Annotated in this window: 16 protein-coding genes and 1 pseudogene; 11 read left to right on the top strand and 6 right to left on the bottom strand. The window is 73.1% G+C overall.

The window, feature by feature from the left end; all coding sequences use genetic code 11:
* Nucleotides 1-177: 177 nt before the first annotated feature.
* Nucleotides 178-1,752 carry an FAD-dependent oxidoreductase gene (locus ABZU69_RS01310; protein ID WP_354962419.1) on the bottom strand — a complete coding sequence of 525 codons (1,575 nt, stop codon included), beginning with the start codon at nt 1,750-1,752 and terminating at the stop codon, nt 178-180.
* 73 nt (nt 1,753-1,825) lie between these two features.
* Between ABZU69_RS01310 and ABZU69_RS01305 the strand changes: the two genes are divergently transcribed.
* The 5 genes from ABZU69_RS01305 to ABZU69_RS01285 all read left to right on the top strand — a co-directional run bounded on the left by ABZU69_RS01305 (nt 1,826) and on the right by ABZU69_RS01285 (nt 4,825).
* A complete protein-coding gene (locus ABZU69_RS01305; protein WP_354962418.1) occupies nt 1,826-2,419 on the top strand; it encodes an XRE family transcriptional regulator in 594 nt (197 codons plus the stop codon).
* Between the two features lie 71 nt (nt 2,420-2,490).
* Nucleotides 2,491-3,012: a hypothetical protein gene (locus ABZU69_RS01300; protein WP_354962417.1), complete on the top strand. Its 522-nt coding sequence runs from the start codon at nt 2,491-2,493 to the stop codon at nt 3,010-3,012.
* A 75-nt stretch (nt 3,013-3,087) separates the two neighbouring features.
* Nucleotides 3,088-3,642 carry a nucleotidyltransferase family protein gene (locus ABZU69_RS01295; RefSeq protein ID WP_354962416.1) on the top strand — a complete coding sequence of 185 codons (555 nt, stop codon included), beginning with the start codon at nt 3,088-3,090 and terminating at the stop codon, nt 3,640-3,642.
* Between the two features lie 146 nt (nt 3,643-3,788).
* The gene (locus tag ABZU69_RS01290) at nt 3,789-4,481 is read left to right on the top strand and encodes a hypothetical protein (protein WP_354962415.1); all 693 of its coding nucleotides are present in this window, start codon (nt 3,789-3,791) and stop codon (nt 4,479-4,481) included.
* 2 nt (nt 4,482-4,483) lie between these two features.
* Nucleotides 4,484-4,825 (top strand): nuclear transport factor 2 family protein, encoded by a 342-nt coding sequence (locus ABZU69_RS01285; RefSeq protein WP_354962414.1) that lies wholly within the window; start codon nt 4,484-4,486, stop codon nt 4,823-4,825.
* 328 nt (nt 4,826-5,153) lie between these two features.
* On the opposite strand, the gene ABZU69_RS01280 is transcribed toward ABZU69_RS01285, so the two are convergent.
* Nucleotides 5,154-5,324, bottom strand: a complete 171-nt coding sequence (locus ABZU69_RS01280; protein WP_354962413.1) for a hypothetical protein — start codon at nt 5,322-5,324, stop codon at nt 5,154-5,156.
* A gap of 159 nt (nt 5,325-5,483) precedes the next feature.
* Nucleotides 5,484-5,906 (bottom strand): ATP-binding protein, encoded by a 423-nt coding sequence (locus ABZU69_RS01275; RefSeq protein ID WP_354962412.1) that lies wholly within the window; start codon nt 5,904-5,906, stop codon nt 5,484-5,486.
* Nucleotides 5,907-6,150: 244 nt separating this feature from the next.
* Between ABZU69_RS01275 and ABZU69_RS01270 the strand changes: the two genes are divergently transcribed.
* Nucleotides 6,151-6,474 (top strand): STAS domain-containing protein, encoded by a 324-nt coding sequence (locus ABZU69_RS01270; RefSeq protein ID WP_354962411.1) that lies wholly within the window; start codon nt 6,151-6,153, stop codon nt 6,472-6,474.
* Here ABZU69_RS01270 and ABZU69_RS01265 read toward each other — a convergent pair whose 3' ends face one another.
* From ABZU69_RS01265 to ABZU69_RS01255, 3 genes and pseudogenes are all read right to left on the bottom strand, one after another.
* Complete coding sequence (locus tag ABZU69_RS01265; protein ID WP_354962410.1) at nt 6,475-7,698, bottom strand: PP2C family protein-serine/threonine phosphatase; 1,224 nt, start codon at nt 7,696-7,698, stop codon at nt 6,475-6,477. It lies immediately after the preceding gene.
* A 76-nt stretch (nt 7,699-7,774) separates the two neighbouring features.
* Nucleotides 7,775-9,523: a sulfatase-like hydrolase/transferase gene (locus ABZU69_RS01260; protein WP_354962409.1), complete on the bottom strand. Its 1,749-nt coding sequence runs from the start codon at nt 9,521-9,523 to the stop codon at nt 7,775-7,777.
* Nucleotides 9,524-9,744: 221 nt separating this feature from the next.
* Nucleotides 9,745-10,404 (bottom strand): annotated as a pseudogene (locus ABZU69_RS01255) (CDP-alcohol phosphatidyltransferase family protein); the annotation flags it as partial.
* Between the two features lie 117 nt (nt 10,405-10,521).
* Between ABZU69_RS01255 and ABZU69_RS01250 the strand changes: the two are divergent.
* From ABZU69_RS01250 to ABZU69_RS01230, 5 genes are all read left to right on the top strand, one after another.
* Nucleotides 10,522-11,505: a dehydrogenase gene (locus ABZU69_RS01250; protein ID WP_354962408.1), complete on the top strand. Its 984-nt coding sequence runs from the start codon at nt 10,522-10,524 to the stop codon at nt 11,503-11,505.
* 2 nt (nt 11,506-11,507) lie between these two features.
* Nucleotides 11,508-11,906 (top strand): 6-carboxytetrahydropterin synthase, encoded by a 399-nt coding sequence (locus tag ABZU69_RS01245; protein WP_354962407.1) that lies wholly within the window; start codon nt 11,508-11,510, stop codon nt 11,904-11,906.
* Nucleotides 11,903-12,985, top strand: coding sequence for a glycosyltransferase family 4 protein (locus tag ABZU69_RS01240; protein WP_354962406.1), 1,083 nt, complete (start codon nt 11,903-11,905; stop codon nt 12,983-12,985). Before ABZU69_RS01245 ends, ABZU69_RS01240 begins: the two co-directional genes overlap by 4 nt.
* Nucleotides 12,982-13,806 carry a class I SAM-dependent methyltransferase gene (locus tag ABZU69_RS01235; protein WP_354962405.1) on the top strand — a complete coding sequence of 275 codons (825 nt, stop codon included), beginning with the start codon at nt 12,982-12,984 and terminating at the stop codon, nt 13,804-13,806. The genes ABZU69_RS01240 and ABZU69_RS01235 overlap by 4 nt, the downstream gene beginning before the upstream one ends.
* A gap of 64 nt (nt 13,807-13,870) precedes the next feature.
* The gene (locus tag ABZU69_RS01230) at nt 13,871-14,809 is read left to right on the top strand and encodes a lysylphosphatidylglycerol synthase transmembrane domain-containing protein (protein ID WP_354962589.1); all 939 of its coding nucleotides are present in this window, start codon (nt 13,871-13,873) and stop codon (nt 14,807-14,809) included.
* Nucleotides 14,810-14,814 lie beyond the last annotated feature (5 nt).

Here is a 14,814-nt window from a genome sequence, read left to right as displayed (position 1 = left end):
GGGCCGTGAGTGTGGCGCAACGCTACCGCCGAGGCGGCCCGGTGCGAAGTCCCGCCCCGTCTCTGCCCGCCCGACCCTCCCTTCCTCGGTCGATCATGGAGTCATGGTGCCCGGAAGACCCTGATCCGCGGCTCTTGTCACCCAGCACAACTCCATGATCGACGCGGGTTGGGTGGTTCAGCGGCGGCGGGCGACGAGGACCGCGTCGTGCAGGGTGATGTTCCTGCCTTCCGGGTCGGTGGCTGGGCGGGGGCGGGCCTCGGCGGTGCGCACCTCCCAGTGCGCCGGGTCCAGTGCGGCGGCCACGTCCTCGGCGGTGTACATCATGTCCGGCAGGTGCATCCGGTGCGCCGACGTCCACAGGTCCGACGGGTGGTGCCCGACGATCAGCAGGGTGCCGCCCGGAGCCACCGCGGCGGCCAGCCGGGCGAACAGCTCCCGCCGCTGCACCGGTGGCAGGTGCATGAACTGCGCGGACACCAGGTCGTACGCCTCCTCGACGGGTGGCTTCTCGCGCAGGTCGGCGTGCGTCCACTCGATGCGCTCGCCGACGCCGGCAGCCTCGGCGTGCCCGGCGGCCCTACCCAGCGCGGTGGTGGAGATGTCCACCGCGGTCACCCGCCAGCCACGGTCGGCCAACCACACCGCGTCGGCGCCCTCGCCGCTGCCCACGTCGAGTGCCCGTCCCGGGGTCAGGTCGGTGGCCTCGGTGACCAGCTGCGGGTTCGGCCGGCCGCTCCACACTGCCGGTCGGGACCGGTAGCGCTCCTCCCACGCCGGCTCCTCGAAGGCCGTGGCCAGCATTTGCCGGTACGCGGTCACCGCGTCGCGGGTCTCCTCGGCGATCAGATCGGCGTTGATCGCCGCCCCGGCGGTGAGGCCGGCCGCGGCGGCCGCGATGACCTGGCCGCGGACGTCGGCCACGTTGCCGGCCACCCACACGCCCGGGACGGTCGTCGCCCCGGTGGCGTCGGCCGGGATCTGGGTGCCGATCACGTGCCCGCCCATCGTCACCTCCTCCGGAGCCAGACCCAGCCCGACCAGCATTCCCGCGCGGGGGACCGGCCGCGCCGCGACCACCACCGCGTCGAGCGCCACCACCCGGCCGGAGGCGAGGCGGACGCCGGTCAGCGCATCCCCGGTGACCTCCAGCCCGGCCACCGGCCCAGGCACCACGGCGATGCTCCGAGCGGCGAGCCGCTCGGCGGTCTCCTCGTCGGGCGCCGGGGCGTCGTGCAGCAGGAGCAGCACGTCCGAACTCCACTGCCGCCACATCTCGGCCTGGTGCACGGCCAGCGGACCGGTGGCCAGGATCCCGATCCGCCGGTCCTGGACCTCCCACCCGTGGCAGTACGGGCAGTGCAGCACGTCGCGCCCCCACCGCTGCGCCACCCCGGGCACGTCGGGCAGCTCGTCGCTGAGCCCGGTGGCCACCAGCAGCCGACGGGCCCGCACCGCGCGCCCGTCGTCGAGGCCGAGGCGGAACCCGTCGTCGTCCCGGGTCGCCGCCGCCACCCGCCCGTCCAGGAACTTTCCGCCATACCCGGCGACCTCGGCGCGCCCGGTCGCGACCAGCTCGGCCGGCGGCGTCCCCTCACGTGCCAGGTAGTTGTGCACGTGGTCGGCCGGCGCGTTGCGCGGTTCACCGGAGTCGATCACCAGCACGGACCGTCGGGCTCGGCTCAGCGCCAGGGCTCCGCTGAGCCCCGCCGCGCCGCCGCCCACCACCACCACGTCATATGTCTCGTCCACCGGAGTCTCCCCTTGTTGTCGGCTGAGCCCACCATCCGTCGCCGTCGGCCAGGTGGCAACTATCCTTGCCGTTATGGCAAACGACGACAGCGCGGCGTTGGCCGCGGTCGGCCCACGGCTGCGCGCCCTACGCCAGCAGCGCGGGACCACCCTGGCCCAGCTCGCCGACCTGACCGGCATCTCGGTGAGCACCCTGTCCCGGCTGGAATCCGGTGGCCGCCGGCCCACCCTGGAGCTGCTGCTCCCGCTGGCCCGCGCCTACCAGGTCCCGCTGGACGAGCTGGTGGACGCCCCGGCCACCGGCGACCCACGGGTCCGTCCCAAGCCGATCGTCCAGCACGGCGTGACGTTCCTGCCGCTGACCCGCCGACCGGGCGGTCTGCAGGCGTTCAAGCAGATCCTCCCGCCGAACACGCCCACCGGGGAGTTGACCCAGCAGACCCACGAGGGGTACGAGTGGATCTACGTGCTCTCCGGCCAGTTGCGCCTGCTGCTCGGCGAGCACGACCTGACGCTGACCCCCGGCGAGGTTGCCGAGTTCGACACGCGTACGCCACACCGGGTGATCAACCCCGGCCCCGGCACCACCGAGGTCCTCAACCTCTTCGGGCCGCAGGGGGAGCGGCTGCACGTCCGCGCCCGCCCCGCCGCGTCCGCCAGGGAATAGTCAGCGAGCCGTCAGAGGCATGAGCGGGATATCGGCTGGCGAGACGTGTGGCCGTGGGCCATGGTTTGGGCGTGATCATCATCCAGCGGGTGCGCGTGCGATGGAGCCCGGCTGGGCGCGGCGCTCCACAGACCAACGCCCGTCGAGGGCTCAACCGCCCGGTGATACTTCCTGCGCCGCTGCCAGCAGGCGATGTCGTGGTCCACGACGTCCTGGCTGATGAGGCCGCCAGCTACCAACGCCGTGGCGAGGTACGGACCGGTGGCGTGAGCATCTCCCGCGGTCTCGCTCTATGGCTCACCTTCGACGGCTCGGCGGTAACCGTCGAGCGTCTGCCCGGCGGGGCGGCGTTTCCCCGGGCGGGAGTGTCGACCCGCCTGTTCACCCTCGCCCACGGGCAGGTCGGCCGGTATAGGGCCAATTTCCGGTTGACCGGCTGCGCGTGCGACCCCAGCTGGTACTACGAGGACTGGGTGGTCCATGTCAGCAACGGCGATGTTGCATGCGACCGGTTCCTGCGCGGCGAACCGGACTGCGTTGTCGATAACCGTGTCCATCTTTACGGTGGCCCCGCGCGCCGTGGTAACCGCTAGCGAACGTGACCTCGCTCTGCCCTCAGCCCTCGCCTCGCAAGCGGTGTGCACGTCCGCTGGTTTAGGGTCCCTGCGATGGTCATGAGCGCGCAGGACGTTGTGGGCGTGATCGAGTCGGACCCGGGAGCAATGAGAGTCCTTCGGGCTACGGCCGAGCTTGGATTACCGGACTGGTGGATCGGTGCCGGCTTCGTACGCAACCGCGTCTGGGACGCGATCAGCGGCCTCCCAGTCTCGCCGGAGCGCGACGTGGATGTCGCCTACTTCGACCCGGAAAAGCCGGACCCACGCGAGGATGCACGCGCCGAAGCCCAAGCCATAGTGGCCCTGCCTGGGGTGCCGTGGGAGATTCGTAATCAAGCACGGATGCATCTGCGCAACGGCGATGAGCCCTACACGTCCGCCCTGGACGCGATATCGCGCTGGCCCGAAACGGCGACGTGCGTCGCGGTGACTCTGAGGGGCGACTCTGTTCGCCTGGTGTCCTGCCACGGTCTGACCGACCTTGTGGGAATGGTTGTCCGCCCCTCTCCAGCCTTCAACAACGCAGCGGGCCGCGCGAAGGTACAGCGCCGCGTGGAGGTCAAGGGATGGCTCCACCGATGGGCCGGGCTGCGGCTGGAGATCTAACGGTCACGCCAAGCGAAGGACTTCGCGGCACGGGCGGACAACCGACACCACAACCTCCGTCATGGTCGGTAGCGAGCGGTTCGCGGCACATGAGTGCGGGCGGCGAACCGCGGGCGCCGCACCGAACGGCGGACGATACTGGCACGGTGGAGGAGGACCTCGTCGAACTACTGGCCTCGACCGGAGTCACCTGCCGGTTGTTCGTCGAGCAGACACGGGGCCCATACCACCGAGCTGTGCATCCCGAGCGTCGGGAGATCACCGAGGACCGCGATGGTCTCCCGCTGCGCCTCGGGCTACGCCTACTGGCGGCGGACGCCACCACCCCCCTCGCGGATGTCCTCGTCGAGGTCTGGCAGGCCGACCACGTGGGCCGATACTCCGGCTTCCAGCCATTCGAAGCGAGGCCGGGACAGGTGGTCACCTCGGAGTCGGTGCCGCACGATGTGATCGCCGCCGGTGAGACGTACCTGCGGGGCAGCCAGCGCACCGACGAGCGCGGGATGTGCGGGTTCAACACGATCTACCCGGGCTGGTACGCCAGCCGCACCGTGCACATCCACCTCATCGCGCACCTCGGCGACGGCTCGGTGACCACGCAGGTCTATTTTCCCGACACGGTCACCGACGAGGTTTTCAGTCGCCCGCCCTATCGGGGCCGGCCGCAGCGCGACACCACCAACGCCACCGACAGCATCTTCGCCGAAGGCGGCGAGCAGATGATCCTGGACCTGCAGGGAGATCCGACGACCGGCTACACCGGGGTCCTCTGCGTCGTCCTCGACCAGCAAGCGCGACCTGCCTCGGCTGCGGGTCCTTCGGCGGAAAGCGACGGTTGATCGTGGCCAGCACGGAGCAGATCAGGGCCACCATCGAGGCTCACCTCGCCGCCGTCGGCGCCGCCGATGCTACCGCACTGGCAGATCTCTACACACCGGATGCCCGCCTGCATGACCCCGCTGGCGGACCCCCGGTCACCGGCCGAACGGCCATCGAGCAGCACTTTGCCGGCGTGCTCACCGAGCAACGGACAATGGAACTCGTGATGGTGGCGATCGCCGACCACCACGCCGCGTTCCACTTCCGCGCCACACCAGCCGAGGGCCCCACCAGAGAGGTCATCGACACCATGACCTTCGACGACCAGGCCATGATCACTTCAATGCGGGCGTACGCGAGCTAGAACCAAACCGGGCGGAGTGACCTCGTGGCCTGCCGTCCGGCTACCTGCGAGGAGTCGCTCCGCCGAGGCCGTGAATGCTGAGGTGTCGTCCACCCAGGGGAAATGCGCGGCCCGTGGCTGCTCCGCGCCGCCGAAGAAGCCGTCCGTGGCGGGCTGGGCGAACTGGTCCGGCTCGGCGGCGGCCTGCACCCGCGCTGCAGCATCCACTCGCTTGGCTGGCATCCGCGCATCGGCACGACCCGCCGCCGGCGCGGTCCGCTTGCCGCGACTTGCCGTAGCGAGCGGTTCGCGGCATGTGCGTGCGTCCGCAGGGCTGGGTCGTCTCGTCTCAGGTTAGGGCCAGCATCGACTCCACGCCGTAGCGGGCGGCCGCGATGCCAGGCTCGCGAGACTGCGCGGTGATGACGAGTACTCGGCCACCCTTGCGCGGGTACAGGTACACGGCCTGCCGCCACGGTTCACCCTCGTGCTCCCATGGTTTCCCAGCCTCCGCATTCACGGGGAGTACGGCACCTGACACGGGTTGGGACGCCCGTCGAGGGCCCGGCCCGCTTCCTTTCAGCTTTGACTACACATCATCGCGATGTCCGATCGGACTCCCTCAAGCCCAACGAGGCGATCCACCGCGCTGCCCTCGACTGCCGGCGTGGCGTTCCGGTCATCGGACCGGTGCTGTGCGTACCTCGCTGAGGTGTTTGGTGATGCGTAGCAGCACCTGGTTCGGTGGCCCGGCGACGAAGGCCGCCGTGTCGGCGAGGGCGGCGATCAAGGGCAGCCCGCGACCACCGACGGTGAGCGGGGCGGGGAGCTCGGCGTCGAGTCCGGCGCCGTTGGGGGTACTGCCGCGGTTGCTGACCTCGAGCAGGCAGACGTCGTCCTCGATGATGATGGTGATGTCGACGGTGCTGTCCGGGTCGGCGTGCATCACCGCGTTGGCGCAAGCCTCGGTGATCAGCACGGCCAGGCGGTCAACGGAGTCCTCAGCGGCGTCGGTGAGGCTCAGCAGGGTGGTCAGCACATGGCGGGCGCGGGTCACCGAGGACGGTTGTCGCGGGAGTGACAGCGTCATGGTCACGCGCATCGCGCAGTTCCTCCTCAGCCCGCGCGTGGCCCGCGCCGGACTCCTGTGTCACACCCTGGGGCAGGATGCTCCCGCCGTGATCGGCACTACCCGGGTGTTGCCGAGGTGAAACGGTCAGGATGCCGGCTCGGCGACGCCGGCGGCGGCGTTTCGCCCGCCGGCAGAATAGGGTAAGCGGGGATCATCGGCTTGGGGGGTTGTTGTGGATCTGCTGTTGTCGGACCGGCCGGGCCGGGGTTGCACCGTGCTCGAGGTGCGCGGCGAGCTCGACATGGCGACGGCCCCCCAGTTGCGCGATGGTCTGCGACGGCTGATCGACGCCGGTGACCGCCAGGTGGTGGTGGATCTGGCCGGGGTGGGTTTCCTGGACTCCAGCGCGCTGGGCGCGTTGGTGGTGATGTTCAAGGCGTTGCGTGACCTCGGCGGTCGGTTGTGCCTCGCCGCGGTGCAGCCCGCCGTGCACAGCGTGCTGACGGTCACCTCGGTGGATCGAGCCATCCAGGTCTATGACAGTGTCCCGGCGGCGGAAGCCGATCTGCCGTCAAGGGACGACGCGGCGGGCGGGTAGTCAGTCGGGCAGCGCGGTGCTGGCACGCGCCTGGTCGGCGCCGGCGCTGGTACGCCGGTCCTCGCTGTGGCCGCCGTGCCAGTCGAGGATGAGCAGGGTCGCGTCATCGGCCAGAGTCGGGCCGCTGACCTCGAGCACGGCATCGGCCAACGCCCGGACAGCCTCCCGCGGGTGCAGACCGGCGATCGACCGCAACATGGCCGGCAGATCCAGGCTGGCGGCGTTGCGCTCCCGCATGCCATCGGTGACCACCACCAGACGGTCGCCTGGTCGCAGCGTGATCTCGCCAGCGTGGTGATCGGTCTCGGCGAACATTCCCAGCGGGAAGTTGGCCGGTAGCGCCAGCGTCCGGGTGTCCCCGTCGCGCACCAGCAGCGGCGGCACGTGCCCGGCGTTGAGCAGCGCGCACACCCCGGTGCGCAGGTCGAGACAGCCGAGGACCGCGGTGATGTAGCTGCCGGGCACCGCGGCGTGTTGGGCCACGTCGGCGTTCGCGGCCTCGGCCTGCTCCGCCAGACCAACCCCGCGGCGGCGGCTGTTGCGCAGGCTGCCCACGCCCAGGGTGGCCGTCAGCGCGCTGGCTACCCCGTGGCCCATCGCGTCGGTGACGCTGAAGTGCAGCACGTCCCGGCCGAGGCTGTAGTCGAAGGTGTCCCCGCCGATGCTGGCGGCGGGTTCGAGCCAGCCGGACAGGGTGAACGCACTGGCCTCACACGTGAACGAGCTGGGGAGAAGGCGGCGCTGGATCTCCCCGGACAGGGTGAACGGCGTCGTCCGTTGCCCCCACTCGAAGAGGTCGGTGTACCGCCGGTTGGCAATCACCACGAACGCCAACACGTGCGCCGTGCGGGCGGTCTCCTCCAGTGCCCGCGCATCGGGCTCGTCCGGCAGGATCATCTCCAGCAGGCCGATCGCCTCACCGCGGTCGGTCACCGGCGCCAGCACCGTCCACCGATCGGGCCGCGCGACAACCTGCACCACCTGGGTGCGTAGCGCCTGCTCGGCGGGGCCGCCGTCGAACGGCATCACGGTGGCGACCTCAGCACCGTCGCGGCGCCCGTCGCCGGCACCATCGAGCGGCACGTGGGCCAACCGGACCAGCGCCCGGCCGCTGAGGTCCGCGATCAGGAACGCGACGGTACGTGCCCCCAGCGCCGCACCGAGTTCCCGGGTGACCGCCTCGACCGGCGAGGCGTTCTCCGCCGCGTCCAACAAATGGTCCATGTCGCCCTCGACTGCTTTCCACTGTCGGAGCCTACGAGAACAGGCTGGTCATCGCCGAGCACGCTGGTCCCCGGGTTCAGCGGGGCGCGGCGATCGGCGGTGCCGACGGCCCGAAGGTGGTCAGGAACCGGTCCCGGAAGGTGTCCATCGGCCACACCGGGGCCTGCGGACCGGGCCGCAGGCCGTCCTGCCACCCCCAGTCCGCCACCCGGTCCAGCACGGCCGGATCGTGGGCGACGATGGTGATCGGCACGTCCCGGCTGGCACCCTCGCCGGTGACCACCGGGGCGGGCTGGTGGTCGCCGAGGAAGACCAGCACCAGGTCGTCGTCGCCGTAGGTCCGCACGTAGGAGATCAGGGTCTCCAGCGAGTACGCGATGGCCTTCCGGTACCCGCCGCGGATCTGGCCGGCGTCCCGGTCGTCAGGGTCGCCGCTGTCCTCGCCGACCGCGGAGCCGCGGTAGATCGAGCCGTCGCCCACCTCGTCCCACCCGATCATCTCGGGCACCGCCGTCCACGGCGAGTGGCTGGAGATCAGCGGGATCTCCGCCATCAGCGGGCGGTCCGCGTCGGCCCGGACCCGCCGCTGGAAGAACGACAACGTGTACTGGTCGGGCATCGGGGCGTAGCCGAACTTCGGTCCCCGGTAGCCGAGCGCCTCCGTGTCGTAGTAGCGGTCGTAGTCGAAGAACCCCTGCTCCGGCCACGGTTCAGTGGCCGCCGGCAGCACCCCGACGGTCTGCCATCCGGCCCGGCGGAATGCGCCGTTGAGGGTGAGCCGATCGCTAGCCAGCAGGGTGCGGTGCCGCCCCTCGTTGTCCGTCCACAGGCCGGACAACAGCGTGTCGTGCGCCAACCAGCTACCGCCGCCGAAGGTGGGGGAGGTGAGGAAGCCACTGCGGGCGTGGTAACCGGCCGCGCGCAGCCGCTCCGTTCCGGCATCCAGCACCGCGTTGACCTGCGGCGCCAGCTCCGGGTCCTCCACCGCGTCGCGGCCGTAGCTCTCCACGAACGCGACGATGACGTCCTTACCGCGCAGCCCGGTCAGCAGTTGGTCGCCCGGCGTGTCGTGGAACGGGTCGGCGTTGATCTGCGCACCGAACGTCTCCCGGTCGTGCAGCCGTGCGTCCACCTGGGTGGCGTGCGCGCCGACCAGCGCGGTGGTCCCGGCGTCGGCCACCGGCACGCCCGGTACGACGCGCACCCCGACGACGGCGCAGGCCACCCACGCGACGGTCAGCGCGGCCACCGCCCGGGTCGCCACCCGCTCGTGCCGGACCAGCAGCGACGCCAGCCGCCGCAGCGCCAGCGTGAGCACCACCAGCAGCGCTCCGACCAGCAGCAGGATGCCGATCGCCGTGCCGACCGCGCCGGCCTGACCGGCCGAGTCACGGACGAAGCCGAACGCGTCGTCCAGCAGCAGCCAGTCCAGCACCAGGTCGAACGGCCGGTCGAGAGCCGTACGGAAGCCCAGGTCGGCGAGCTTCACGATGGCGAGCAGGCCGAGCAGCGGCCCGACCACGGCCACCACCACCCGCCGGGGCCGCGCCGGCAGGGCCAGCAGCAGAGCGGCGACGAGCAGCCCCTCCAGCGGGATGCGCAGGAGGGCGCCCGGCGTGAGCAGGCCGAGCCGGTCCGGGCCGACCAGCACGGCGAACACCAGCAACACGGCCAGCGCGCTGCCCACCCCGCCCGCCACCCGCCGCGCCGGGCCGCGTCCGGCCGCGGCCAACGACCCGGGAGTACGCGCCGACACCTCGCCCACAGCAGGAGGGCGCGAACGGAACCGGCCGGCCAGCCGGCGTACCTGGGTGGGAAGGGTCATCACAGCCTCCAGTCGGAGTGGACCGTACCGCCCGAGCGGACCGCCATCGCCCGCGCGGGAGCGGGCACCGGCAGCAGGGGCGGCAGCGTCACCGTGGACGGCGCGACCACCGGCAGCGGAGTCGGCAGCGCCACCGGCGCGGGAACCGGCGGGACGGTCGGCGCCAGCGCGGCGGCCGGCGCCGGCGCGGCCGGCACCGGGAGGCCCCGCCGGGACACCGGCCGACGCTGCCACAACCACGCCACGTCCCGGCCGAACGACTCGACCAGCAGAGCCAACGCCACCACCAGCACCAGCGTGGTCCACGGCTCGGGCAGCACCCCTGCCGCGGCCACCGCCAGCAGCACCCCCTGCGCGGCGGCCACCACCTTGCGCCAGAAGCGCGGCGGCAGCGACCCGCCCAGCCAGGGCAGCACCGCGCTCGCCGCGACGAACGCGTACCGCATCACGCCGATGGCCAGCACCCACCCGCCGGCGACCGGCGCGACGTGCACGCTGAGCACCAGGATCAGGAACGCGTCGACCTCCATGTCGAAGCGGGCGCCGAGCGCGCTCACCGTGCCGGTGCGCCGCGCCACCTGCCCGTCCACCGCGTCCAGCAGCAACGCCACCGCGCTCACCGCGACCAGCAACCCCACCGGCGCGGGCCGGCCGAACGAGTCCGCCACCAGCGCGGTGACCGCGCCGACCAGGACGGCCCGGGTCAGCGTCACCCGGTCGGCCGGGCCCAGGCGGGACGCGCCGGCCCGGTGCAGGCCCCGGCTCAACGCGAGACAGGTGACCACCGCGTAGCCGGTACCGACCAGCCAGCCGGCGCCACCCAGCCCCACCGTGGCGGCCAGCACCGCCAACACGACCAGTTGCGCGCTCAGCCCGATCATCGGACCACTTCGAACCGTGGGCACCGTACCTCCGTGTTTATGATCGACGACCCCGACAGGGAACACGGAAAACGTGGCCGTTCGGTTCGGCCGGGAGCAAAGGTGAGGTGCGCGACGGTGATCCGCGAGGCGTACGCCTGCTGGGTGCGCGAGCCCGGCGCGGCGGAGATCCGGCCGGTGTCGTTGCCCGTCCCGGGCCCCGACGAGGTGCTGGTCCGGGCACGCTACTCGGGGGTCAGCCGGGGCACCGAGACACTCGTCTTCACCGGCCGGGTGCCCGCCGACCAGCACGCCGCGATGCGCGCGCCCTTCCAGGAGGGCGACTTCCCGGGCCCGGTGAAGTACGGCTACCTCAGCGTCGGGGTGGTCGAGCAGGGCCCACCGGAGCTGCTCGGGCGCACGGTCTTCTGCCTGCACCCGCACCAGAGCGCGTACGTCGTGCCGGCCACCGCGGTGGTGCCGGTGCCGGACGACGTGCCGCCCGCCCGCGCGGTGCTCGCCGGCACGGTGGAGACCGCCGTGAACGCGCTGTGGGACGCCGCGCCGCTGGTCGGCGACCGGGTCAGCGTGATCGGTGCGGGCATGGTGGGCTGCTGCGTCGCGGCATTGCTCGCCCGCTTTCCCGGCGTGCAGGTCGAACTGGTCGACACCGACGCCCGCCGCGCCGGGGTGGCGGGCGCCCTCGGCGTGGGGTTCGCCCAACCGGCCGACGCGGCCGGCGACCGGGACCTGATCGTGCACGCCAGCGCCACCGCCGACGGTCTGCAACGCTCGCTGGACCTGCTCGCGCCGGAGGGCACGGTGATCGAGCTGAGCTGGTACGGCGACCGCCCGGTGCAGGTGTCGCTCGGTGGGGCGTTCCACTCGGGGCGGCTGACCGTGCGCAGCAGCCAGGTCGGCATGGTCGCGCCCGCACGGCGGGGGCGGCGCAGCTACGCCGACCGACTGGCGCTCGCCCTGGACCTGCTCGACGATCCGGCCTTCGACGCGTTGATCACCGGCGCGTCCCGGTTCGAGGAGCTGCCCGACGTCCTCGCTCGACTGAGCACGGGTGACCTTCCCGCGCTCTGCCACCTCATCACCTACGACGACGGGGAGTGACCGTGTTCAGCGTGACCGTTCGGGATCACATGATGATCGCCCACAGTTTCCGGGGCGAGGTGTTCGGCCCGGCCCAGCGCCTGCACGGCGCGACCTTCGTGGTGGACGCGACGTTCCGCCGGCTCGACCTGGACGCCGACGGCATCGTGGTCGACATCGGCCTGGCCACCGAGCAACTGCGCGCCGTGGTCGGCGAGCTGTCCTACCGCAACCTCGACGACGAGCCGGCGTTCGCCGGGGTGAACACCACCACCGAGGTGCTGGCCCGTACGGTCGCCGACCGGCTGGCCGAGCGGGTGCACGCCGGTGAGCTGGGCGCCGGGGCGCGTGAGCTGGCCGGCATCACCGTCACCCTGCACGAGTCGCACGTCGCCTGGGCCAGCTACGAGCGGTCGCTGTGATCGGGGCGGGCCGGGCGACGCCGGTCGACCGGCCCGCTTCGCCCGGCCCTGCCGTGCACGTCGTCCTGCCCGGCGACATCGACGACCCGGCCACGCCCAGCGGCGGCAACGTCTACGACCGGCGGATCTGCGCCGGCCTCGGCGGGCGGGGCTGGTCGGTGCACGAACACGCGGTGCCCGGCGCATGGCCGTACCCCGACCCCACCGACCGGGCGGAGCTGGCTCGGCTGCTGGCCGCCGCGCCGGATGACGCCGTGGTGCTGCTCGACGGCCTGATCGCCTCGACCGTCCCGGACCTGCTCGCCCCGCACGCCCGGCGGCTGCGCCTCGTGGTCCTGGTGCACCTGCCGTTGAACGACGAGGCCGAGGCCCTCGCGCTGGCCACCGCCCGGGCCGTCGTCACCACCAGCGAGTGGACGCGCCGCCGGCTGCTGGCCCGCCACCCGCTGCCGCCCGACCGGGTCCGGGCCGCGCCGCCGGGGGTGACGCCCGCGCCGCCGGCGCCCGGTTCGGTCACCGGCAACCGGCTGCTCTGCGTGGCGGCCGTCACCCGCCACAAGGGACACGACGTGCTGATGGCCGCGCTGTCCACGCTCGCCGGGCTGTCGTGGACGCTGGTCTGCGCCGGCACGCTCGCCCGGGAGCCGGAGCTGGTGCACCGGCTGCGTGAGCGGCTCGGCGGGGCGGGCGTCGCCGACCGGGTCCGCCTGGCCGGCCCGTTGACCGGCGCCGCGCTGGACGTCGCCTACGACGCCGCCGACCTGCTGGTGTTGCCGTCGCGGGGCGAGACGTACGGGATGGTCGTCACCGAGGCCCTGGCCCGCGCCCTGCCGGTGCTGGGTACCGAGGTGGGCGGCCTGCCCGAGGCGCTCGGTCAGGCGCCCGGCGGTGACCGGCCCGGGCTGCTGGTTCCGCCGGGCGACCCGGCCGCGCTGGCCGGCGCGCTGACCCGCTGGTTGAGTGACGACGCCCTGCGGGCCCGGCTGCGGCGTGCCGCTCTGGCCCGGCGGGACACCCTGACCGACTGGACGGTGACCACGGCGCTGCTGGCCGCCGTGCTGGAGGAGGTGGCGGCATGACCGTCGAGGAGACCCTGTCGTTCGCCGACTGGCTGCGGCTGCGCGAGCCCGCCGACGCGGCGGCCCGCGCCGAGGACCTGGTGGACGTGGTCCGTCCCCGGCTGGCCGGCGAGGCGCCGACCGTGATCCACGACCTGGGCAGCGGCACCGGCTCGATGAGCCGGTGGCTGGCGGCCCGACTGACCGGCCCGCAGCACTGGGTGCTGCACGACCGGGACGCCGACCTGCTGGCCCGGGCCGCCGAGGGCATGGCCGGGGTCACCGCCGCCGACGGCGCACCGGTCACGGTCAGAACCCGTTGCGGCGATCTCACCCGGCTGACCGCCGCCGATCTGGCCGACGGCGCGCTGGTCACCGCGTCCGCGCTGCTGGACATGCTGACCGCCGAGGAGGTCGAGCGGGTGGTCGCCGCCTGCGCCGACGCCGGCCGGCCCACCCTGTTCGCGATCTCGGTCACCGGGCGGGTCCGACTCACCCCGGCCGACCCGCTGGACCCGCTGGTCGAGGCCGCGTTCAACGACCACCAGCGGCGCACCGTCGACGGCCGACGGCTGCTCGGCCCGGACGCCGTCGCCGCCACCGTCGTCGCGTTCGCCCGTCGGGGCGTCCCGGTCCGGGAGCGGCCCAGCCCGTGGCGGCTCGGTCCGGACCAGGCCGACCTGACCGCCGAGTGGTTCCGGGGCTGGCTGGGCGCTGCCTGCGAGGAGCGCCCGGAACTGGCCGGCCCGGCCCGGGCGTACGCCGAGCGCCGGCTGACCGACGCGGCGGCCGGGCGGCTCGGCGTACTGGTCGAACACCGGGACCTCCTGGCCGGCGGATGAACCGCTCGCGCCCCGGGTACGTGCACTAGGGCAAGTGGACGATCTTCAGGGAGGACCGGCGCCGATGTTCTGGGCCTGGGCACGAGTGGTCGGCGGGGTGGGCCTGCTCGCCGCCCTGCTGTGGCAGGTGGGCGCCGGCCCGTTCCTGGCCGGAGTGCGGTTGATCGACGCGCCGGCGCTGACCGCGGCGCTGCTCATCGGTGTCCTCACCACGGTCTGCGCGGCCTGGCGGTGGAGCCTGGTCGCCGGTGGCCTGGGCGTACGGCTGCCGCTGACGACCGCGGTCGCGCACTGCTACCGCGCGGTGTTCCTCAACGCCACCCTGCCCGGCGGTGTGCTCGGCGACGTGCACCGGGCGGTACGCCACGGCCGGGACGCCGGTGACGTCAGCCGGGGCATCCGCGCGGTGGTCTGGGAACGTGCCGCCGGTCAGGTGGTTCTGGTGGTCGTCGCCCTGGTGGTGCTGGCCGCCTTCCCGTCGCCGGTGCGGCCGTACCTGCCGGCCGCCGTCGCGTTGCTGGTCGCCGCTGGGCTGGCAGCCGTGCTGCTGGCGCGGGTCCTGCCGCAGGCCGGCCGGTCGCGCTCGGCACGAGGACTGCGCACCGCCGTGGCGGACGTCCGCGCCGGGCTGCTGGCCCGGCGGACCTGGTTCGGGGTGCTGGTCGCCTCCACCGTGATGGTCGCCGGTCACCTGGCCACCTTCCTGGTGGCGGCGCGTACCGCCGGCTCGGACGCCCCGCTGTCCCGGCTGCTGCCGCTCACCCTGCTCGCGCTGCTCGCCATGGGCCTGCCCTTGAACATCGCCGGCTTCGGCCCGCGTGAGGGGGTGGCGGCGTGGGCGTTCGGCGCGGCCGGGCTCAGCGCCGCCGAGGGGGTCGCCACCGCCACCGTCTACGGTGGACTGGTGCTGGTGGCCAGCCTGCCGGGTGCCGCCGTGCTGCTCGCCCGGCGTGCTCGGACTCCGGCCCCCGGTCGGGAAGCCGCCTCCGGTAGCGGCTGTTGAGCCGG

It is taken from the genome of Micromonospora sp. NPDC005206 (genome assembly GCF_040608175.1).
Taxonomy (GTDB): domain Bacteria; phylum Actinomycetota; class Actinomycetes; order Mycobacteriales; family Micromonosporaceae; genus Micromonospora.
This window is presented reverse-complemented; position numbering and strand designations above follow the sequence as displayed.